The sequence below is a fragment of the Brevibacterium sp. 239c genome (assembly GCF_900169365.1).
Taxonomy (GTDB): Bacteria; Actinomycetota; Actinomycetes; order Actinomycetales; family Brevibacteriaceae; genus Brevibacterium.
In genome coordinates this window covers 298434-319417 of sequence record NZ_FXZH01000001.1, presented here as the reverse complement: position 1 = coordinate 319417, position 20984 = coordinate 298434, and the positions used below count along the sequence as shown (strand labels likewise).

The window sequence follows — 20984 nt, the reverse complement described above, 5'->3', positions numbered from 1 at the left end:
CGTGAGTACCGCCGAGATCCGAGTCCTGACATCCCCCGATCTCGGGTTGGTGTCGACCAACTACTGCCAACCTAACCCCGATTCGGGGCTAGGCAGGCAACGGCACGCGTGTTCGGGAAAGTCGTGGTCGTGAACTTCGCATGAACCGGCGACGGCCCGAAGCCTATTTTCCGAAGCGGCGTTGGCGCAGTCCGTAGTCACGGACGGCGCGCAGGAAGTCGGTGCGGCGGAAATCGGGCCAGTACGCTTCGCAGAAATAGAACTCCGAGTAGGCGCTCTGCCACATCAGGAACCCGGACAGGCGCTGCTCGCCGGAGGAGCGGATGATGAGATCGGGGTCTGGCTGCCCCTTGGTGTAGAGGTGTTCGCTGATCTGCTGTGGGGACAGTTCGGAGATGATCGTCTCCAGGTCAGTGCCCTCGTCCGTGCGCAGGCGCAGCAGGGACTTCACCGCGTTGACGATCTCCTGCCGTCCGCCGTAGCCGACAGCGACGTTCACGCGCATCTGGCAGTCCCCCGCCGAAGTGGCCGCTTCCAAACGGGCCCGCAGGCCCGGTGGCAGGATCTCCAGGTCCCCGACCAACTGCACCCTCACGCCGTTCAGGGCTGCGATCTTCTCGACCAGGTCGGAGATGATCTCGATGAGAACTTCGACTTCCTCGGCGGATCTGGCGAGGTTCTCCTTGGACAGGACGTAGAGCGTGACGATATCGACGTCGATCTCATCGCACCAGCCGAGGAACTCGACGATCTTCTCGGCTCCAGCACGGTGACCGTCAGCGGTGGTGGCACCGAATTCCTTCGCCCAACGGCGGTTGCCGTCGGTGATGACACCGACATGCCTCGGTACAGGTACAGATTTGTCCAGCTCGCGCAGGAGCCGCCGCTCGTAGAGACGGTAGAGCAGGCTCACCGGTCGCGCCACACTGTCCTCTTTCACACTCGAATTGCGGTCGGTTCGACCACCTTACACAGTACTATCCCGAACGGCTTCGCGTTCTCAGCGGTTACCTGTGGGTACCGTTGAACGATCCCACAGCTGAGGTCGATATCCTGGAGTCATGAATGATCCAGTCACTGAACCATCCTCGGCCGGCTCCGAAGGTCAGAGGTCAGTCGACTCCACACCCTCGGAGGAGTCGCGCTCAGGCTACCCTGTGCACATAGCCCGCAGACGCTCCGCCCTGCGACGTGAGTTGGACAAACTGGCTGGTCAGGTCAAACCCAAACTGCGCGGCTGGTTCCACGCAGGAGCGTTTCCCCTGGCGATGTTCGGCGGCTTGGCTCTGGTCATCATCTCCCCAACCATCGAGTCTCGGATCGCGGCTTCCATCTTCGCCATCACCGGGATGCTGCTCTTCGGGACCTCTGCCGTCTACCACCGGGGACGATGGCGGACTCGAGCCCGGCTGATCCTCCGTCGACTCGACCACGCGAACATCTTCCTCATCACCGCCGGCACCTACACGCCTCTGGCGGTGCTGATGCTGCGGACTGACCAGACTATCCTGCTGCTGTCCGTCCTCTGGGGCGCAGCGATCCTGGGAGTTGCCTTCCGGACCATCTTCACAACCGCGCCGAGGTGGCTCTTCGTACCCATCTATGTGGGCTTCGGTGTCGCCGGAGTCGGCTACATTCCACAGATGTGGGTGACCAACCCTGCGGTGGGCATCCTCGTCGTAGCGGGTGGCGTCTGCTATATCGTCGGTGCCGTGATCTATGGGATCAAGAAGCCCAACCCCTCACCGAAGTGGCTGGGCTTCCACGAGATCTTCCACATTCTCACGATCGCCGGCTACGGCTGCCATCTCGCGGCGCTTCTCGTCGCAGCGGTGGCAGCTTACTGAGCGTCTGCCGGTCAGTCCTGCGACCGGGCAGGATCACTCTGCTCTGAGTCACTCGACTCAGGGTCGCTCGGCTCAAGGTCGTTCTGCTCTGATTTCCGGTCCTCGTCCTCGACCGCCGTCTCATCTTCTGCAGCCGGTGCAGACTCTCCGGAGAGCTTTGACTGGTTGGGCACAGCATGCTTGCGCATCGGGATCGGATACGCGTCATCGGCATGGGCTCGTGCGCGCACTCGCCGCACTCGTTTGAGCGCATCACGAATGAGGAAGATCACGACGATGACGATCACCAACGTCGACACGAAGCCGATCGTGCCGGGGGTGACCAGATCGGGGTCCGGGCCGCTGCTGGGGGTCGCGCCCTGCGTTGCTGCCAGAATCATGCGCTCTCACCTGTCGCTTCGTCATAATCGTCTTCGTACTGATCTGGCGATGCAGGCAGCATGCCCTCTGCCGGTACCTTGCGGCCATCATCCATGGTCACCGAGGCGAAGAGATCGGTCTCTTGAAAATCAACGCCGGGGGTCAGAGGCGTCCGACCGGTATTGTCGATGGCCAGTTCGAACTCTTCAGTCGGCCAATACGTCCGCGCGGCTTTGCGTGAGGCGGAGAAGAACCCGCCCTCAGGGTCGATCTGTGTGGCGTGGGACAGCAGAGCCCGGTCACGGGATGGGAAGAACTCTGCACAGTCGATCGTCGTGCTCAACCAGTTGACCCGCTGGGCATCGCGCTTCTTGAAGTCCTCGATGTGGTCGGCGAAAGGAGACTCGAGACCCGCCTCGGTCATCTTCTCGTGGATGGTGACCCACTTCTTCGCGGACAGATCCTGGTTGTAGTAGACCTTCTCAACCTGCCAGGGCTCGCCGAGTTCCGGGTTCTTCTCAGGGTCTGCTGCGGCCGCTACTGCCGCCATCGTCACGGCATGGTTCTTGATGTGATCCGGGTGAGGGTATCCGCCCAGTTCGTCGTAGGTCGTCACAACCTGTGGGCGGAAGCTGCGGATGATGTGCACCAGCGGCAGCATGGCCACTTCGTCGGGAACACGATAGAAGCATCCGGGAGGTGTCTGATTGTCGAAATCACCATCGGGCAGACCCGAGTCGACGTGTCCGACCCATACATGTTCGGCCCCCAGAGCCGCTGCGGCCGTGGCCATCTCTTCGCGACGAAGGCCGGCAATGTCGCGGCTGGCCTTCGGGCTCTGCAACAAGGCGGGATTGAGGATGTCTCCGGCTTCACCACCGGTCATGCTGGCGATGAGGACCCTGGCTCCGAGCGAGGCGTACTTCGCGCTCGTCGCCGCGCCCTTCGAGGATTCGTCGTCAGGATGAGCATGAACCGTCAGCAGACGCAGTCCATGGTAAGGAAGCGAAGTCATGTTTGGTGTGTCCCTTTCGATTCAGCCTGGTGACGTTCCGCTTCCTGCGCAATGGCTGAAATGATCGCAGGAGACGGATCGACTACTCTAGGTTAGTGCGCAATGTTCGTAGATGAGGAATTCAATGACTGAGGTAACAGTGGAAAAACCACTGCATGATGATCGATACGGCCGTGTCCGCGAGCCCAAACGGCATCTCGGAAAAACTGCCAAGATCATCGCCGTCGTCATCGTCTTTGCCCTGATCATCGCGATTGCGTTTGTGGCCTTTCGTCCACAGACCAACCCCACGACTCCCAAGACATTGAACTATTCAGTTGTCGACTCTTCTTCAACACAGGTCACAGTGGCAATATTTCCTGATCAGGATCGGGATGTGCACTGTATCGTGCAGGCCACGAACGAGTACGAGGCCATTGTCGGCTTCACCGAGATCATTCTCCCCGCAGATCCCGCCGCCGATCCGAATTCGCCCCGGCAGATGGACATCGATCTGGCCACGACGCAGCTCGCTTCCTCTGGCCACGCCGACTCCTGCTGGTTCGAATAACGGAGTCCGGACTCCGCACCTCCGGCCCGGCCGCACCGTCCACAACAGGTGTAGGTGCGCGTGACGGAGATCATCGTTTTCGCGTGCAGATGCGTTAGACTGTAGTTTCATTCAACATCCGGGCGTACCCAACGCCCGGTTTTTCGTTGCCTGACGCGCCTGACAGCGCACCGAACCGAAGAAGGAGAACCCATGACCGAGGATGTCACCCAGGAAGAAACATGGTTGACTCAGGAAGCCTTCGACCGCCTGTCGCAGGAACTTGAACACCTCTCCGGACCGGGACGTGCAGAGATTGCTGAGAAGATCGAAGCCGCCCGCGACGAGGGTGACTTGAAGGAGAACGGCGGCTACCACGCGGCGCGCGAGGAGCAGGGCAAACAAGAGGCACGCATTCGCCAGCTCGAGGTGCTCCTGCAGTCTGCGAAGGTCGGATCCAGCAGCAGCGATGGGAAGACCGTGTCCCCCGGTTCCGTCGTCACCGCGAAGGTGGCCGGAAACGACATGCGGTTCCTGCTGGGCAGCCGTGAGATCGCCGGCGATTCGGATATCGACGTGTTTTCGGAGAAGTCCCCACTGGGCGCCGCTGTACTCGGTATCACCGTCGGCGGAAAGACCAGTTACGAAGCGCCTAACGGCAAGGAGATCAAGGTCGAGGTCAAGAGCATCGAACCTTTCTCCGGCTGATCGAAACTCCCCATTCGGGGACAGCCATAAAGCAACATAGAGCAGTGGGCGGGTGATGATCACCCGCCCACTTCTCTATTCATCGTGCGGCTCAAGCCGCACAGTCCCGATCACTCGGTCTCGTCATTGCCTTTCGGCGATTCACCCTCAGATGTCTCCACCGCAGCCTCGCGGACGGCGGTGTCGAGTTTGTTCTTCGCCCGCTCCAGCACGACCGTCGCCTCGTCGTCTTCACCGTCGGAGGGATTGTTCGGATTCTTGGCTCGGACGATGTAGGTCACGACTGTGTTGAGGACGGCGACCATGGGAACAGCGAACAGTGCTCCGACGATGCCGAACAGGAAACCACCGCCGGTCACCGCGAGGATGACTGCCAAGGGGTGAACGGACACGGCCTTGCCCATGAGGAACGGCTGCAGAACCTGGCTCTCGATCTGCTGCACTGCGATGACCACGGCCAGCATGATGACGGCACTGACCGGCCCGCTTGAGACCAGAGCGACAAGCACCGCCACAACACCGGAGGCAATCGCACCGACGACTGGGACGAACGAAGCCAGGAACACCAGCACTGTCATCGGAATGACCAGCGGAATTCCGAGGAACGCCGCACCGATGCCGATGCCGATGGCGTCGACGCCGGCCACGAGGACCTGCACACGCACGTACTGGACGAGGGTGGTCCAGCCACGCTCCGAAGCTCCGGTGGCAATGGGCTGAGCCGGCAGAGGCAGCAGGCGCATCGCCCAGCGGAAGATCTTCTCTCCGTCGTAGAGGAAGAAGAAGGTGGCGAACAGGCACACGGCGGCACCTGTGAGGAAGGTGCCGACCGACGACGTCGCCTGCAGGGCGCCGCCGAGCAGCTGGGAACTGTTGTTCTGGAAGAAGTTCGTGGCCGCATCGAGTGAATCGTTGATATAACGGGTGATCGTCGACGCGTCCAGACCGAATGGTCTGGTGGACAGCCAGTCGCTGATTCCGGCGAACCCGGTGATGACCTGGTCGACGAGGTCTGGCATTCCGGAGTAGATCTGCTGGCCGACCAAGGTGAAGAGCCCCGAGACGACGATGATGAAACCGAGGAACGCGATGAGAGCGGCGGCGACTCGAGGCAGCCCCTTCTTCACCATCCAGGTGGTGAACGGCGCCAAGAGGGCCGTGAGCAGGAGGGCGATGAGGACCGGCAGAACGACGCTCGAGATCTTCGCCAACAGCCAGAACGCAACGCCGATGGCAACGAGCACGACAAGCGACCGCCACGACCATGCGGCTGCGAGCTTGAGGCCCGGTGCCACATAGGGAACAGCTTCGGCTTCGATACGGCTGTGCGCGATCTCCTCGGCGCTGACGTCCTGCACACGAGAGGCGGGTTCAGAAGGTGTGGATCGGCCATCGTTTCGGCCTTTGCGGAACGCGTCCCATGCCCCACGGAACCGGTTCGGGGATTGCTTCTTCTCATTGTCAGACATAACTCAACAATAGTTGTTGACAGGCTCTGGGAAGTGCAATGATGACGGTTAAAGGAGGGAAATTCGTGGGAAAACGCATGTTGTACACCTTGGCCACCATGACGGGGACCGCTGTAGGTGTCGGCGCGTCGGCCGTTGGTCTCCTCCGCCACCAGGCTGGCGCACTCCGCAAGGCGTTCGACGACGACGCACAGCGCACGTATTCCACCGTCGCCGAGGCTGTCGCTCCACCACGCAATTACGATGATGAGGATTCCGCTGCGCTGGCGATCATCGGCGATTCCTGGCTCTGCGGAATTGACGTCGACGACCCCCTGACGGCTCCCCCGAATCTCATCGCTCGCGGCCTTGGCCGCATCCTCGGCACCACCGTTCGGGTCCAGTCCACTGCGCTCCCCTCAGCCCTGTCCGAAGATCTGCCACGCCAAGTCGATGAGATCCTGCGCTCCGCCTGGCTCTCGCGTCAGCTCTCCGATTCCTGGACCGAGCAGCGTCGATTCGCGATCATCTCCATCGGCACAGGCGACATCATCCACCCGATTCACGGCACCATCGGCATCCCCGTCCTCACCCAAGCAATCAATCGACTCCAGCGCGAGGGCAGGTACACGGTGTTCGTCTTGGTCTGCCCCAACCTCGGCGGCCTTCCCGGGCTGCGTGACCCGCTCAAGACTTCGCTGCGCCGAACCTCGCGCGTGCTCGCCGGTTCGCAGTGGCTGGCCGCACTAGCCGCTCGCGCCACTCCGCTGCGGGCCACAGGTTCTCTGAGTGGGACCACACGCAAATCGCTGCTCAATGAGTCCGGGCGTTTTCCCAGCACCCTGGGCTATGCCCAGTTGTCCTCGACCGTCCTAGCCGCGATTGCCGATCGGATCGAGGCTCCCATCGAAGTCGACCGCAGCCTCGATATCCCGGAAAAGGGCGAGGCCGCGCGCAGGCCCGCTCCTCAACCACAGGCAGAGGCACAGACAGAAACAGAGACACAGCCCCAGCCGGAACCTGAGCAAGGCGTCGATCCTGTGCTCGAGACCGAGGCCTTCTCATGATCCCCGTCGTCCTCGCCTCACAGTCCCCGGCCCGTCGGCAGGTTCTCACCGCATCGGGAATCGACCCGATCATCATCGTCTCCGAGGTCGACGAGCCCGCAATCGAGGCCACCTTCGAAGGCAGCATTGCCGATCTCACCACTGCACTGTCCCAGGCGAAGGCCCGTGCCGTCATCGACCGTGTGCTCGCCTCTCCCCCTGCACAGCTGGATTCAGCGGACACCGCGGTGATCATCGCCGGGGACTCGCTGCTCGAATATGAAGGACAGGCGATCGGGAAACCCGGGACGGCCGAGCGCACACGCCAGGTGTGGGCAGACATTGCAGGAGAGTGGACCGCTCTGCACTCGGGGCACACGCTGGCCGTACTCAAACGCGCGGACGCAGCGACAGCGAACTTCGAACTCGTCGACATCCGGTCGCAGCGATCGACAACCTCGGTGCTCATCGGCGAACCCACACCCGATGAGCTCGAGGCCTACATCGCGACCGAGGAGCCCTTCCACGTGGCCGGTGCACTGACCATCGACGGGTACGGCGGTGCATTCGTGCAACGGCTTGCAGGTGACCATCTCACAGTCCTCGGTCTCAGTCTTCCCGTGGTCCGTGAATTGGTCCGCGACGCGGGCCTGTTCTGGCCTGATCTGTGGTCCCTACGCGAGTAGAATCGCTGACAGCGGTCGAACACGCCCGAAGCCATTGAAGTTTTCGGCCTATGTTTTTATCTCTGACCTACAAACGCTTGGTGCCGATCTCTAAATTGTTCTGTGATCATACAAAGGAGCGCCATGACCACAGTTCTCCCCGAACAGTCGCCTGCACCGTTGCACACTCGCGTCCCCACAGCTGCTGTGCGTCGCGTCCTCATCGCCAACCGCGGTGAGATTGCACTGCGCATCATCCGGGCGGCACACGACCTCGGTGTCAAAGCCATCGCCGTCTACACCCGCGCGGACTCGGACGCCGATTTCGTGCACCTGGCCGACGATGCCTGGCTCCTCGACGGATCCGGCCCCGGGGAGACTTACCTCGACATCGACAAGATCCTCGCCCTGGCCAAGCGCTCAGGCGCCGATGCGATCCACCCCGGCTACGGCTATCTGGCGGAGAATGCAATGTTCGCCCAGGCCGTGATCGATGCCGGCCTGACCTGGATCGGTCCTCCCCCGTCGGCGATCGAGCTCCTGGGTGACAAGTCCGGAGCTCGCGAAGTCGCCGAGGCGGTTTCCGCTCCGGTAGCTCCCGGCTCCGACGGTGCCGTCGCGGATCTCGCAGAGGCCGCCGAGGTGGCCCAGCGGATCGGCTATCCCGTCGTCATCAAGGCCGTGCACGGCGGCGGCGGGCGCGGCTTTCGCGCCTGTGCCGCAGCCGAGGATCTCGAGACCGCCTACACCGCGGCCACCCGTGAAGCGCTCAGCGCCTTCGGACGCGGCGAATGTCTCATCGAGAAGCAGATCGTGCGCCCGCGCCATATCGAGACGCAGTGCCTTGCCGACGCCCATGGCAACGTGCATGTGCTGTCGACCCGCGACTGCACTCTGCAGCGCCGGAACCAGAAGATCGTCGAGGAAGCGCCAGCGCCGTTCCTCAACTCCGACCAGGAACGCCTCGTCACAGAAGCCTCCATCCGAGTCCTCGCCCATGTCGGCTATGTAGGCGCTGCCACATGCGAGTTCCTATTGGGTGCAGACGGCACCATTATCTTCATGGAGGCCAATGCGCGCATCCAGGTAGAGCACACCGTGACAGAAGAGGTCACAGGAGTCGACCTCGTCGGGTGGCAGCTGCGCATCGCCTCGGGAGAACACCTGCCGGAGGTATTCCCACAGGTCCGTGGTCACTCAATCCAGTTCCGGATCAACGCCGAAGACCCCACAACGTATTTCCCTGCCACAGGAACAGTGAAGAACCACCGGGCTCCAGCCGGGCCGGGCGTGCGCCTGGACTCCGGCATCGGCGAAGGCAGCGTCGTCGGCACGGACTTCGACCCGATGCTGGCCAAACTCATCATCACCGGAACCGACAGGAACCAGGCTCTGGCGCGGGCCCGACGCGCCTTGGACGAATACCGCATCGAGGGCGTATCGACTCTGCTGCCCCTCCACCGTGTTCTCGTCTCAGAGAAGGCCTTCGCTCAAGACTTCGAGGTCTGGACGAATTGGCTCGAAACCACGTTCGTGAATCCGCTCGCCGACCCGCAAACAGGAGAACAGATGAGCACAGCAACCGATAGTTTCAGTGTTGTGGTCGAGGTCGATGGCCGTCGGATGACCGTTTCGGTCCCCAAGGACGTCATCTCGGACCTCGGGCATGTCCCCAGCCCCACTGTGCCGCGCCGCAAGCGCAGCCTCAGCCGCAAGGGAGCTCAGCTGGCCGACGATTCGAACTCGCTCAACGCACCCATGCAGGGCACGATCGTGTCGGTGGCTGTCGCTGCCGGTGACACGGTCGAGGCCGGCGACACTCTGGCCGTGATCGAGGCGATGAAGATGGAGCAGCCGCTCAAGGCCGGTCATTCCGGAACCGTCTCCGAGGTGCTTGTCGACTCCGGTGTCGCAGTGAGGTCGGGCGAACCGATCATCCGCTTCGCCGCTTGAGAGCTTTTCCGGACAGCAGATCCCTGATCTGAGTCTCGATGTAGTCTGATTCGGCGTCATTTCCCAGACAGCCCAGTGCCTTCCTGAAGGCTCTCCCTGCCTGTTCGGGCATCCCCAATTCATTGAGTGTGAGGGCATGCGCAATATGGAAGGGGCGATAGTCTTCCAACCCTGGATGCGCGGCCAGTTCCTCGAGTGCGTTGAGTCCGGCCTCTGGCCCCTTTGCTTTCCCCATGGCCACGGCTCGGTTCAGCGACACAACAGGCCCAGGCTCCAGTCTTGAGAGAATGCCGTAGAGAACGAGTATCTGTTCCCAGTCGGTCTCCGAATAGGTGGCGGCTTCGGCGTGAAGCGCCGCGATCGTTGCCTGCACTGTGTAGGGGCCGGCTTCAGTCTCTCCTGCGGCCGTCAGCGCCAAGCTCAGCCCTTCGGCAATGAGCTGCGAATCCCACGATCTGCGATCTTGCTCTGCCAGGGAAACCGGCACACCGGCTGAGTCAGTTCGTGCCTGCGCTCGGGACGCCGTGAGCAACAGCAGTGAGAGCAGGCCTCTGGCCTCGGTCTCGTGCGGCACCAGGGTCACCAGCAGTCGTGCCAGTGCTATCGCTTCCTCCTGCAGATCGGTTCGACTGTGTGCGCTGCCGGTCGTTGGTGTGTACCCCTGAGTGAAGATGAGGTAGACGACGCGCAGCACACCGGGAAGGCGCTCGCGCAATTGTTCCGTGCTGGGTCTGCCGAAGGGAATGCCCGTCGTGGTGATACGCTTCTTGGCTCTGACGATCCGCTGCTGCATCGTCCTTGTATCCACGAGGAACGCTGCCGCAACCTCGACTGTGCTCAGACCCGCGAGGAAGCGCATGATCAGAGCAATCTTCTCCCGTTCCTTCAACGTCGAGTGTGAGCAGGTGAAGAACAGGCCAAGTCGTTCGTCGGGAATGTTCACAGAACTCAATTCGTCGCCGAGGCGGACTGCATGGTCCAGGTGATCACCACCGGTATCCTGGTGTTCGATTGGAACACTCGCAAGTCGGCGTGCCTTCACCGCGTCAGAGCGTATGATGTCGAGTGCTTGATTCTTCGCGACCGTGAGCAGCCATGCCCGCGGATTGTGCGGCACGCCCCGGCTGGCCCACGTTTCCAATGCGCGCACCATGGCCTCTTGGAGGACGTCCTCGGCTAGGTCGAGATCACGAAGCTGTGTTGCCAGAGCTGCAAGCAGTCGCCCACGATCCTCGGCATCGATGGTGCGAAGGATCTGGGCGACTGCCAGCTGCTCGGCTGTGCCTGCGGAGACCATCAGTAATCGGCAAGAGGCCGTATCTCGATGTGACCGAGCGTGGAGCCCGGACTCTTCTTAGCCCATGCGATCGCCTCGTCGATGTCGGCGACTTCGATAACGTAGCTTCCGCCGACGAATTCCCCGCCTTCGGCGAAAGGCCCCGACGTGACGATTGTTTCAGTGGCCCGGGTACTGACCCGCACACCGGTCTCGGGACCTTCGAGGGCAAATCCGCCGACGACGATGCCTGCGGCGTTGATCTCCTCGTCGAAGGCCATGAACTCACTGGGATCAGGTCCCTCATCAGCACCGCATTCGGCGTCGCCAGCATTTCCCATGAGCAGAAGTACGTACTTCATGTCTCTCTCCTTGCGTCAAATGTGCGCCAGCCTTGAGCTGAGCACGTCAGGCGAAGGTGCCTAACACCATACTGACGGGTGAAGGACCTCGATATCGACACTTCAGAGAAAGAATTCTCCTACAGATGGCGGTGCAGCTGCCGTGAAGCCTCGGTCAGGGATCCGCTCACCGACGGGTACACGGCAAACGATGCGGAGAGCTGATCGACTGTCAGGCGGTTCTCCACGGCCATGGTGATGGGCAGGATGAGCTCACTGGCACGGGGACCAACGACGACACCGCCCAGAATCGAACCCGAACCTCGGCGGGCGAAGAGCTTGACGAATCCGTCCTTGATGCCCAGCATCTTGGCGCGAGGGTTCGTGTCCAGTGGCAGCATCGCCGTATCGATGTCAGTCGAGTTCTCGCGATAGTCGGACTGGGTGAAGCCGACGGTCGCAATCTCAGGGGCTGTGAACACGTTTGATGCCACGTGACGAATCTTCAGTGGCTGCACGGCATCGCCGAGCGCATGGAACATCGCAATCCGACCCTGCATTGCCGCCACGGAGGCCAGGGGCAGCACTCCGGTGCAGTCACCGGCAGCGTAGACGCCTGCGCGGGAGGTGCGCGAAACTCCGTCGACCTTGATATGACCGGAGTCGCTGACCTTGATCTTCGCGGTCTTCAGCCCCAAATCATCGGTGTTGGGGATGGAACCGACCGCCATCAGACAGTGTGAGCCTTCGACTCGACGTCCATCGGACAGAACCACCTCGACTCCGTCTTCGGTCCGCGTGACCGAGTCGGCACGGGAGCGGGAGAGGACGTTCATGCCCTTATTGCGGAACACGAATTCCAACACGTCGGCTGCGTCCTCGTCCTGACCGGGCAGAACCTTCTCACGGGAGGAGACGAGAGTGACCTTCGTTCCCAGTGCACGGTAGGCAGATGCGAACTCCGCACCGGTGACACCGGAACCGACGACGATGAGGTGCTCGGGCAGCTCATCGAGGCCGTAGAGCTGAGTCCAGGTGAGAATTCGCTCTCCATCCGGCTTGGCGGAGTCGAGCTCACGAGGGTGGGAGCCCACAGACAGCAGGATCGTCGACGCTTCGAGCGTGTACTCCGTGCCGCCTTCTTCGACGACATCGACATGGTCGCGGTCGGCCAGTGTCGCGGTTCCTTGGATCACCTTCACACCGGCGCGGGTGAGACCTTCGTAGATGTCGTTGGCCTGAGCGTCGGCCAGGGACAGGATGCGCTTGTTGACTGCCTTGAGGTCGGCGATGACCGTATCGCCATCGTCGCCCTCACTGTCGTAGATGCGGATGCCCAGGCTGTCCGAGCGGCCGATCTCTTCCATCATCTCGGCCGTGGCGATGAGCGACTTGGACGGTACAACGTCTGTGAGGACGGCGGCCCCACCACAACGGTTGCGCTCGATGAGCATCACGTCCGCACCCAGTTGGGCGGCAACCAGTGCGGCTTCGTATCCGCCTGGGCCACCACCGATGATGACGACTCGATCTGCAGTGGATTCAAATTCAGTGTTCACAGAGCAATCCTCTCAAATAGCGGACGAGAGGGCGAATGGACGCTTCGGTTCCGACAACCACCGATGCGCTGGTTCGCAGGGGCCATCGAATGCATCTGAGACCGAAGCTTCTCAGACATCAAGGCGATGCAGAACCCGGAGTGTCTCAGAGTCCGTCGACGACTTCAGCTGTATCACGGTGGAGTGCGGACAGGCGCAGATAAGACTGCGCGTTCTGGCGCACCTTCTCAACACCGTCATCTGTCATCTCTCTGCGCACCTTCGCCGGGACTCCTGCCACGAGCGACCGGGGCGGAATATCGGTGCCTTCGAGGACGATCGCCCCTGCGGCAACGAGCGATTCGGAACCCACATGGGCATCGTTGAGGACGGTGGCGTGCATGCCGATGAGGACGTCATCGTCGACCACAGCCCCATGGACAAGAGCCTGATGTCCGATGGAGACTCGTGCACCGATCACCACGGGCTTGCCTTCATCCGTGTGCATGACCGTGTTGTCCTGCACGTTCGAGTCCTCGCCGATGGTGATCGGGGCGGCCTCTGCGCGGAGCACGCAGCCGTAGAAGACGCTGGCACCCTTCTTCACCCTCACATCGCCGACCAGCGTGGCACCGGCGGCGATGAACGCACCCGGGTCGACCTGTGGGGTGTGCCCACCGACCGAGATGATGCGGGCATGGGTCAGATTGTCTGTTGTCATGAGTCCTCCATTGGTTCACGGTTGCTTCACAGTGCGATTCGATTCTCGGTGTCGACTGACACCGCGGCAACTTCGGACCGCCGCCGAGGTGACCAGTCGTTTCATCGCCAGTCTAGCCGTGAAATTGCACGACTTCAGAGAAGCGGTGGCATCATGATGCCGCCGTTCCCTAGTGCTGCAAGGGGACGCATAGTGGACGAATTTGCGTCAAGGCCCCCATAGCAGGACAATGAGAAAAATATTTGTCAGAAATTTCACACTGCATTACCCTTGTGTGCCCAAAACGGTTATGTGAACCTTGGGTAAGAGAGTTGCGCGCCTGGAATTGGGTGTCGTACACCGCGTTCACTTAATTCGTCGAAAGGTCACCATGGATTGGCGACATCGTGCAGCATGCCTCAACGAGGATCCGGAACTGTTCTTCCCGATCGGAAACACCGGCCCCGCCCTGCTTCAGATCGAAGAGGCCAAGACTGTATGCCGCCGCTGTGAAGTAGTCGAGACCTGCCTGCAGTGGGCTCTGGAATCCGGACAGGATGCTGGAGTCTGGGGCGGACTCAGCGAGGATGAGCGCCGTGCGCTCAAACGTCGCGCCGCACGTGCCCGTCGCGCCGGCTGAGTCTTTCAGCGGCTAGCGACTGTCGGTCGCAATTTGAGTCCCTTTTTCGGAATACGAGATCTTCGCATTCCGAAAAAGGGACTCAATCGTGTACGCACATATCCGAGCGCTTCAGGCCACGGCGCATTCCCCGCGAACTTCGAACACGAGACGTTCTTATAGCGCAATATGCAATTCATGCCGCAGGGTCCTATTCACCCCCGCGGTGACAAATCAGCTTGTCGCCGACTCACCCCGCACCATCAGTGCCGAATCGGCGGTCTGCAACAAGCTGATTTACGAGCACCTGTAGGCGATACGCGATTCAGAGCGTCGGCGCACCATCAGTCGTAGGAGTCGGGGCGCAGCGGCACGTCGAGAAGGGCCATAGTTCCGCCGCCCTCGCGTTCCTTCCATTCGATCGAACCCGCCAAGTCTGCCGACACCAGGGTCTTCACGATCTGCGTGCCCAACCCGTTGCCCGGACTGTGGTTCTCTCCCAGTCCTACGCCGTCATCGGCGATCGTCACATGCAGGTGATCGCCATCGCGTTCCGGAGTCACCCACACATGACCGGTGAGGGTCTCACCCGGGGCGAGATTCTCCTGCTCCGAAACGGGGAACCCGTGTTCGATCGCATTGGTGATGAGTTCGGTGATCGCCAAGGCCATCGAGGTGGCATCAGCCGAAGAGATCGTGCCGAAGCTGCCGCAGCGATTGAGGCTGATCTGCACCAGCGGGCTCGTCAGTTCGGGAGTCAGACGCAGCCCCTTGTCGACGACCTCATCGAAATCGACCTCCGACTCGACGCCCTGGCTGAGCACATCATGGACGACGGCGATGATGGAGACTCGGCGCATCGCCTCCGTCAGAGCGCTCTTCGCCTCGGGGCTGTCGATCCGACGTGTCTGCAGGCGGAGCAGTGCTGAAACGGTCTGCAGGTTGTTCTTGACCCGGTGGTGCATCTCTTTGATCATCGCATCGCGGGAGAGCAGTTCACGCTTGCGTCGTCTGATCTCTGAAACATCCCTGGCCAGGACGATCGCGCCGGTCCGCGTACCGTCATCGGTCAGCGGAATCGCCCGCAGCGACACACTCGTGCGGCCGACTTCGAGCTCGGTCCGCCACGGGGCACGGCCGGTGAGTACGAGCGGCAGAGTCTCATCGACCTGACGCAGCTCCGTGCTCAGACTTGAGACCACCTCGGCGAGGTAGTCCCCTTCGATCTCGCCCCGGTGCCCAAGACGGTGCATGAGCGAGACTGCGTTCGGGGACGCGTACTCGACATGGGAATCGCGGTCAAGGATGAAGATTCCGTCGCCAACGCGTGGTTCACCATGCCGGGCACCGCTGGGAGCCTCGCGGTCGGGGAAAGCACCCTGCGCGATCATTGTCAGCAACGACATCGCAGACTGGCGGTAGAACTTCTCAAGACGTGAAGAACCGCGCCGACGGATCTCTTCGGAGTACCGAACCATGATGGCGATGGTCTCTCCCCCACGGACAAGGGGCACAGCCTCGGCAGAGACGTCCGTGTCCTCGGTGCCGGCATTGACGCCCAGCGATTTCGCCTGCGCCACCTTCGTCACCAGCTCACGGGAGTCCACGGTCGCGTCCAGGAGTTCGCGCTCGAGTCCGGTGGCCCGAGCTCCGATGAGGTCACGGTTGAACAGAGTCGCGCCGGTGGTCGGGCGCGAGTGCGCGACCACTGTATAGGCACCGCTGGCCGACGGCACCCACAGCACGAGGTCGGCGAAGGACAGGTCGGAGATGAGCTGCCAGTCCCCCACCAGCAGGTGGATGTGTTCGACGTCGTTCTCGTCGGTGATGCCTTCGGCGGCCAGGAGTTCGTTGAGCACTGTGTTCTTCTTCCGGATGGGCAACGGCGCAGGCCGATGATGGTGGCCCAGACCTCGGCAGACTCGCCAGGCACTCAGCCTGGCGAGTCTGCCTACGTCAGCTTTGCACTGACGCTATCACTGATCTCTTGGGATCATCGGCTCAGGCGCCGTGCTCCGATTCCCATGCCGAGGACCGGACCACGCCGCGCATCATGCGCAGCAGCACAGAAAGCGGAGCCTGGGTCACGGTATCGAGCCCGAGGATCGTTTCGGTCGTGTCGAGCACGCGGGCAGCCACGGTCTCGTTGCGTTCGAGCCACTCGGCCAGGCGCTGCTTAGCACGCTCATCCGGAGTTCCCGAGATCGGCGAGTCCGTTGCGGCGAGGACTGTTCCGGCCACCGAGAGGATGGCCGAGTAGAAGTCATCGCGCAAGGAGCCGCGGGCCAGTGCCGACCAGCGATCGCTGCGGTCGAGGCCTCCGATGAGAGTGAGCACCTGTGAACCGGAGAACGTGTCGTTGACGGCGTAGTACACCTCAGCGACGTCCTCGGCGGATTCGTTCGACCGGTTGGCCAATTGAGCGACATCGAGGAGAACGAACTCGTCGAGCAGGGCGGCCGCACGCCACGCGAGTTCGCTCGGCACGCCTTCGTCGATGTACCCCTGAGCCGTGGCCCGCATGCTTTCGGCATCGAAGCCGTCGACGAGGTCGGGGACCCTGTCCCGCAGTGCCGCGACGACCTTGCCATACATCTCGATGCCAGAGTCGACGTCGAGCGTGTCGGGTGCCTGCTGGACCAACCAGCGAGAGGACCGGTCGAGCAGACGCACATAGGCGTGCTGCAGCTGGACCTGCACTGCGGTAGGCACCTTGTTATCGAGTGCACACACCGCTTCGAAGAAATCATCGAGTCCGAAGATCTCGGAGACGACGACGAAGACACGGGCGATCTGCGGCACCGAGGCGGGTGTCTCTTCCAACATCCGGTAGACGTAGGTGAGTCCACCTCGGTCGATCATCCGGTTGACGAGCTTGGCCGTTGCGATCTCCCGATGCAGGGGGTGCTCCGGGATGAGCTCTCCGTATTTCTCGACGAGAGAGTCGGGGAAGTAGGAGGTCAGCTCCCGCTTCATCCATTCCTCATCGGGAACCACGCTGCCCAGGATCTCATCGGCGGCGTGCATCTTGGCGTACGCCAGCAGGACTGCCAGTTCCGGGGAGACATAGGCGCTGAACTCACGCTTGGTCAGTTCCTGCGCATCCGGCAGGAACTCAACTTGGCGATCGAGGTCGGCGTTCTTCTCCAGGTAGTTGAGCATCCGGCCGTAGGTGCCCGACATGGATTCGGTCTGTGCCCGTGCCTCGCCGAGGACGACGTTCTGGGCATAGTTGTTGGCCAGCACTCGATCGGCGACATCGTCGGTGAAGGACAGCAGCACTCGTTCGCGATCCTCAGCGGCGAAGGCACCCTTGTGGAGCAGAGTGCGCAGGAGCAGCTTGATGTTGACCTCATGGTCGGAGCTGTCCACGCCTGCCGAGTTGTCAACCGCGTCGGTGTTGATGGCCACGCCGCCCAGTGCCGCTTCGACGCGACCCAGCTGAGTCACACCGAGGTTTCCGCCTTCTCCGACGACCCGGCTGCGCACATCACGTCCATCGATGCGGATGCTGTCATTGGCTTTGTCCCCGACATCGGCGTGACTCTCGTCAGAGGACTTGATGTAGGTGCCGATGCCGCCGTTGTAGACGAGGTCGACCGGGGCCTTGAGGATCTGTGACATCAGCTCGGCGGGGCTGCGTTTGCCGGGTTCCAGGCCGAGGACCGCTGCAGCTTCGGGGCTGAGATCCACGGACTTCGCCGATCGAGGGAAGACTCCGCCGCCGGTGGAGATGAGCTCCCGATCGTAGTCCTGCCAGCTTGATCGCGGCAGGTCGAAGAGGCGTTGACGTTCGACGAAGCTGCGTGCGGCATCCGGGTTCGGATCGAGGAAGATATCCCGGTGGTCGAAGGCCGCCACGAGCCGGATGTGCTCGCTGCGCAGCATGCCGTTGCCGAAGACGTCGCCGCTCATGTCACCGATGCCCACAACGGTGAAGTCATCGGCTGCGGTGTTGACGCCGAGTTCGCGGAAGTGTCGCTCCACGGACTTCCATGCACCGCGGGAGGTGATGGCCATCTTCTTGTGGTCATAGCCGACAGAACCACCCGAGGCGAAGGCATCACCGAGCCAGAAGTCGTGCCTTTCGGCGATGGCGTTGGCCACATCCGAGAAGCGTGCGGTGCCCTTGTCTGCAGCGACGACGAGATAATAGTCATCGCCGTCGTGGCGGACAACACGGTCCGGGTGGACGACCTCCTGGGTGCCGTCGGCACCGTAGACCAGGTTGTCAGCGATCTCGAGGAGGCTTTCGATGAAGACTTCGTAGGCGGCTTGACCAGCGGCCATCCACGCATCTCTGTCGCTCATCGGAGGCAGCTGCTTGGGGAAGAATCCGCCCTTGGCCCCGGTCGGGACGATGAGCGCGTTCTTGACCATCTGAGCCTTGACCAGACCCAGAACCTCGGTGCGGAAGTCGTCACGACGATCGGACCACCGCAGGCCACCACGGGCCACAGTACCGAAACGCAGATGCACGCCTTCGACCTGAGGCGAGTACACCCACATCTCCAGTGCCGGTTTGGGCTTGGGAACGAAGCTGAGCTCATTGGCACGGATCTTGAGCACAAGTGCCGTCGGCAGCTCGCCGGACTCGTCGAGGAAGTAGTTGGTCCTCAGGGTGGCGCGCAGCAGCTCGAGGGACGAACGTAGGACACGGTCCGCATCGAGGCTGGCGACATCACTGAGAGCTGCCTCGACCGACTCGTTGAGTTTGCTCATCCTGTCTTCGCGTCCGGCGGAGTCAGCAGAGGGATCGAACTTCGCGAAGAAGTAGTCCACCAGCAGTCGTGAGATCTCCGGATTGTCGCTGTAGACCTCGCCGACGTAAGCGTCGGAGTAGGTGAAACCGGCTTGGCGCAGGTACTTGCCCAAGGCGCGGATGATCGTCACGTGCTTCCAGTGCATCCCGCAGACGACGAGACGGTCGAAGACTCCAGCTTCCTTCTTGCCCTCCCATCCGGCGATGAAGGCATCGGAGATCCGTTCGCAGTCGGCATCGTCGAGACCGTCGGGGAAGGTGAGTCCGAAGTCGTAGATGTAGCGGTGCGACCCATCGAGGAGGTCCAGCTCATGAGGACGTTCGTCGAGGACTGTTGCTCCGAAGGCGGTGAGGAACGGCAGCACTTCAGACAGGCCCACACGTTCTTGGCGGTAGAGTGCCAGGCGCACGGGAGCGTCCGAGGAGTCCTCCGGGCGGTAGAGGCGCACGGCTGGACCGTGTCCGGCCTCCAGTGCTTCGAACCGTGCCACGTCTGCGATGGCGTCACTTGGCGAGTGATGCTCTTCGTAGCTGGGTGGGAATGCCTTCGACCAGCGGTTGGCGCGAGCGACCGAGCTGTCGTTGTCGCCGCGTTCCGTGGGAGCGAGGAAGGCGTGGACGTCTTCGGACCACGAGCGCACGGCTCCGACGATACGCTTCTGCACTGTCTCGGGATCGATCTGCGGCAGCTCGACGTCACGAGCGACGCGAGCTACGAAGTGAATGCGGGCCAAAGCGGATTCGGTCAGCAGCACATCGAAGTCCACGCTCTCAGCCTGGTAGAACTTCCGCAGGACCTCCTGGACCCGCATGCGAGCCGCCGTGTCATAGAGGTCGCGGGGCAGGTAGAGGATGACGGAGACGAAACGCTGGTAGGGGTCACGGCGGACGAAGACACGTGATTGGCGGCGCTCCTGCATGTCGACGATCTGCATGACGACCTCGAAGATCGTCGCAGTCTCATCGTGCAGGAGGTCATCACGTGGGTAGGTCTCGAGGACGCCCAGGAGTTCATTCGCCGAATGGGAACCGGCGGGGAATCCGCTGGCGGAGAGGATCTTGCGCACCTTACGGTCGATGACCGGGATGTTGAGCACGCTGTCGTTGTAGAACTCGGGCTTGAATACGCCGACGAAGCGACGCTCGCCGACGATCTCACCGGCCGAATCGAAGGTCTTGACACCGATGTAGTCCATAAAAGATCTGCGGATGACGCGTGAACGTGAGTTCGCCTTCGTCAGCACGAGCACATGAGGCTCCGACGCTTTGTCTGCCACGGCCCGGCTCAGCGGGGACTTCACCAGCGGGCGCAGAGCGGAGATGCCCAATGAGGTGTGTTCGATGGGTTCGAGGCTGCTCTGGCTCTCATCGTGAGTGTAGTCGTACTCGCGGTATCCGAGGAAGGTGAAGTGGCCGTCAAGCCAGTTGAGCAACTCTGCGGCTGCCTCAGCTTCCGAGGCGAGTTCCGGACGCGGAGGCTGTGCCTGCAGTTCCTTCGCGATGTCCTTGGCTCGGATCGCCATGGCGCTGGCGTCGGTGGCCGCGGCAGAAACATAGTCTAGGACGCTGCGCAGCTGGTCCTCGAGCTCGGCGAGGTCCTCTTCGGGAAGTCGGTCGATCTCGAGCCGGATCCAGGACTGTTGCTGTGGAAGATCGGACCCGCTCGCCTCGGCGGGCTGGGAGATGAGGGGGATGCCGGCGGTGTCGGCGGAGACCGCTGGGGCCTCAGCCCGAGACATCACGGACAGGTCGGAACCCTGTCCTTCGACGGCGATGATCGGGTGGTGGACAAGGCGGATGGCGCGGCGACTGTTCGCCAGATCGCTGACGATCGAGGAGACGAGGTGGGGCATGTCGGCCAAGACCATCGCGATGACCGTATGGTTATCACGGAACTCGGGAGAGTCGACGTCGGGATTGTAGATGGAGATCGCCGGTGATCTTCCGTCGTACTCAAGTCCCAATGCGTAGTGCGAGGCGGCCGCCGCGGCCAGTGCCTCTGTTCCTGCTTCGGAATTGCCGGGCTCGAAACGCGGATAGTACGCCTCGAGGAAATTCTCCGGGGCACCTTGTCCCCGCTGCTTCCTCCACTCTTCTGCAATGTCCGAATATGAGACCTGAGACACCATGTCACCTCTATGATCAGCGCGCAAAATTTACTGCGATTCGACACCGAA

Annotated in this window: 17 protein-coding genes; 7 read left to right on the top strand and 10 right to left on the bottom strand. The window is 62.0% G+C overall.

Annotated elements, in window-relative coordinates; translation table 11 throughout:
* Window positions 1-163 precede the first annotated feature (163 nt).
* Window positions 164-925: an isoprenyl transferase gene (locus tag BSP239C_RS01410; protein ID WP_101569820.1), complete on the bottom strand. Its 762-nt coding sequence runs from the start codon at window positions 923-925 to the stop codon at window positions 164-166.
* Between the two features lie 136 nt (window positions 926-1061).
* Here BSP239C_RS01410 and BSP239C_RS01405 point away from each other — a divergent pair, with 136 nt between their 5' ends.
* Window positions 1062-1847 carry a hemolysin III family protein gene (locus BSP239C_RS01405; protein WP_101569819.1) on the top strand — a complete coding sequence of 262 codons (786 nt, stop codon included), beginning with the start codon at window positions 1062-1064 and terminating at the stop codon, window positions 1845-1847.
* An 11-nt stretch (window positions 1848-1858) separates the two neighbouring features.
* Here BSP239C_RS01405 and BSP239C_RS01400 read toward each other — a convergent pair whose 3' ends face one another.
* Entirely contained in the window at window positions 1859-2227 is a 369-nt protein-coding gene (locus BSP239C_RS01400) for a hypothetical protein (RefSeq protein WP_101569818.1), read from the bottom strand.
* On the bottom strand, window positions 2224-3222 hold the full coding sequence (gene mca, locus BSP239C_RS01395; protein WP_101569817.1) for a mycothiol conjugate amidase Mca: 999 nt from the start codon (window positions 3220-3222) through the stop codon (window positions 2224-2226). Before mca ends, BSP239C_RS01400 begins: the two co-directional genes overlap by 4 nt.
* Before the next feature lie 124 nt (window positions 3223-3346).
* On the opposite strand from mca, the gene BSP239C_RS01390 reads away from it, so the two are divergent.
* Both BSP239C_RS01390 and greA read left to right on the top strand, forming a co-directional pair.
* Window positions 3347-3772, top strand: coding sequence for a DUF4307 domain-containing protein (locus BSP239C_RS01390; RefSeq protein WP_257930000.1), 426 nt, complete (start codon window positions 3347-3349; stop codon window positions 3770-3772).
* A gap of 192 nt (window positions 3773-3964) precedes the next feature.
* Window positions 3965-4459 (top strand): transcription elongation factor GreA, encoded by a 495-nt coding sequence (gene greA / locus BSP239C_RS01385; protein ID WP_101569816.1) that lies wholly within the window; start codon window positions 3965-3967, stop codon window positions 4457-4459.
* Between the two features lie 110 nt (window positions 4460-4569).
* Here the strand turns inward: greA and BSP239C_RS01380 are convergent, their stop codons facing one another.
* Entirely contained in the window at window positions 4570-5928 is a 1359-nt protein-coding gene (locus BSP239C_RS01380; RefSeq protein WP_101569815.1) for an AI-2E family transporter, read from the bottom strand.
* A gap of 65 nt (window positions 5929-5993) precedes the next feature.
* Between BSP239C_RS01380 and BSP239C_RS01375 the strand changes: the two genes are divergently transcribed.
* The 3 genes from BSP239C_RS01375 (at window position 5994) to BSP239C_RS01365 (ending at window position 9571) form a co-directional block, all read left to right on the top strand.
* Window positions 5994-6974, top strand: a complete 981-nt coding sequence (locus tag BSP239C_RS01375) for an SGNH/GDSL hydrolase family protein (protein WP_257929999.1) — start codon at window positions 5994-5996, stop codon at window positions 6972-6974.
* A complete protein-coding gene (locus BSP239C_RS01370) occupies window positions 6971-7639 on the top strand; it encodes a nucleoside triphosphate pyrophosphatase (RefSeq protein ID WP_101569814.1) in 669 nt (222 codons plus the stop codon). The genes BSP239C_RS01375 and BSP239C_RS01370 overlap by 4 nt, the downstream gene beginning before the upstream one ends.
* A 123-nt stretch (window positions 7640-7762) precedes the next feature.
* The gene (locus BSP239C_RS01365; protein WP_101569813.1) at window positions 7763-9571 is read left to right on the top strand and encodes a biotin carboxylase N-terminal domain-containing protein; all 1809 of its coding nucleotides are present in this window, start codon (window positions 7763-7765) and stop codon (window positions 9569-9571) included.
* Here the strand turns inward: BSP239C_RS01365 and BSP239C_RS01360 are convergent.
* The 4 genes from BSP239C_RS01360 to BSP239C_RS01345 form a co-directional block, all read right to left on the bottom strand.
* The gene (locus tag BSP239C_RS01360) at window positions 9552-10868 is read right to left on the bottom strand and encodes an RNA polymerase sigma factor (RefSeq protein WP_101569812.1); all 1317 of its coding nucleotides are present in this window, start codon (window positions 10866-10868) and stop codon (window positions 9552-9554) included. The genes BSP239C_RS01365 and BSP239C_RS01360 overlap by 20 nt on opposite strands.
* A complete protein-coding gene (locus BSP239C_RS01355; RefSeq protein ID WP_101569811.1) occupies window positions 10868-11209 on the bottom strand; it encodes a YciI family protein in 342 nt (113 codons plus the stop codon). The genes BSP239C_RS01360 and BSP239C_RS01355 overlap by 1 nt, the downstream gene beginning before the upstream one ends.
* 119 nt (window positions 11210-11328) lie before the next feature.
* Window positions 11329-12747 carry an NAD(P)H-quinone dehydrogenase gene (locus BSP239C_RS01350; RefSeq protein WP_101569810.1) on the bottom strand — a complete coding sequence of 473 codons (1419 nt, stop codon included), beginning with the start codon at window positions 12745-12747 and terminating at the stop codon, window positions 11329-11331.
* 145 nt (window positions 12748-12892) lie between these two features.
* Window positions 12893-13447, bottom strand: a complete 555-nt coding sequence (locus tag BSP239C_RS01345; RefSeq protein ID WP_101569809.1) for a gamma carbonic anhydrase family protein — start codon at window positions 13445-13447, stop codon at window positions 12893-12895.
* Between the two features lie 370 nt (window positions 13448-13817).
* On the opposite strand from BSP239C_RS01345, the gene BSP239C_RS01340 reads away from it, so the two are divergent.
* Window positions 13818-14066 carry a WhiB family transcriptional regulator gene (locus BSP239C_RS01340; RefSeq protein WP_009884680.1) on the top strand — a complete coding sequence of 83 codons (249 nt, stop codon included), beginning with the start codon at window positions 13818-13820 and terminating at the stop codon, window positions 14064-14066.
* A gap of 323 nt (window positions 14067-14389) precedes the next feature.
* On the opposite strand, the gene BSP239C_RS01335 is transcribed toward BSP239C_RS01340, so the two are convergent.
* Window positions 14390-15904, bottom strand: coding sequence for a sensor histidine kinase (locus tag BSP239C_RS01335; RefSeq protein WP_101569808.1), 1515 nt, complete (start codon window positions 15902-15904; stop codon window positions 14390-14392).
* A 142-nt stretch (window positions 15905-16046) separates the two neighbouring features.
* Entirely contained in the window at window positions 16047-20936 is a 4890-nt protein-coding gene (locus BSP239C_RS01330; protein ID WP_101569807.1) for an NAD-glutamate dehydrogenase, read from the bottom strand.
* Between the last annotated feature and the right edge of the window lie 48 nt (window positions 20937-20984).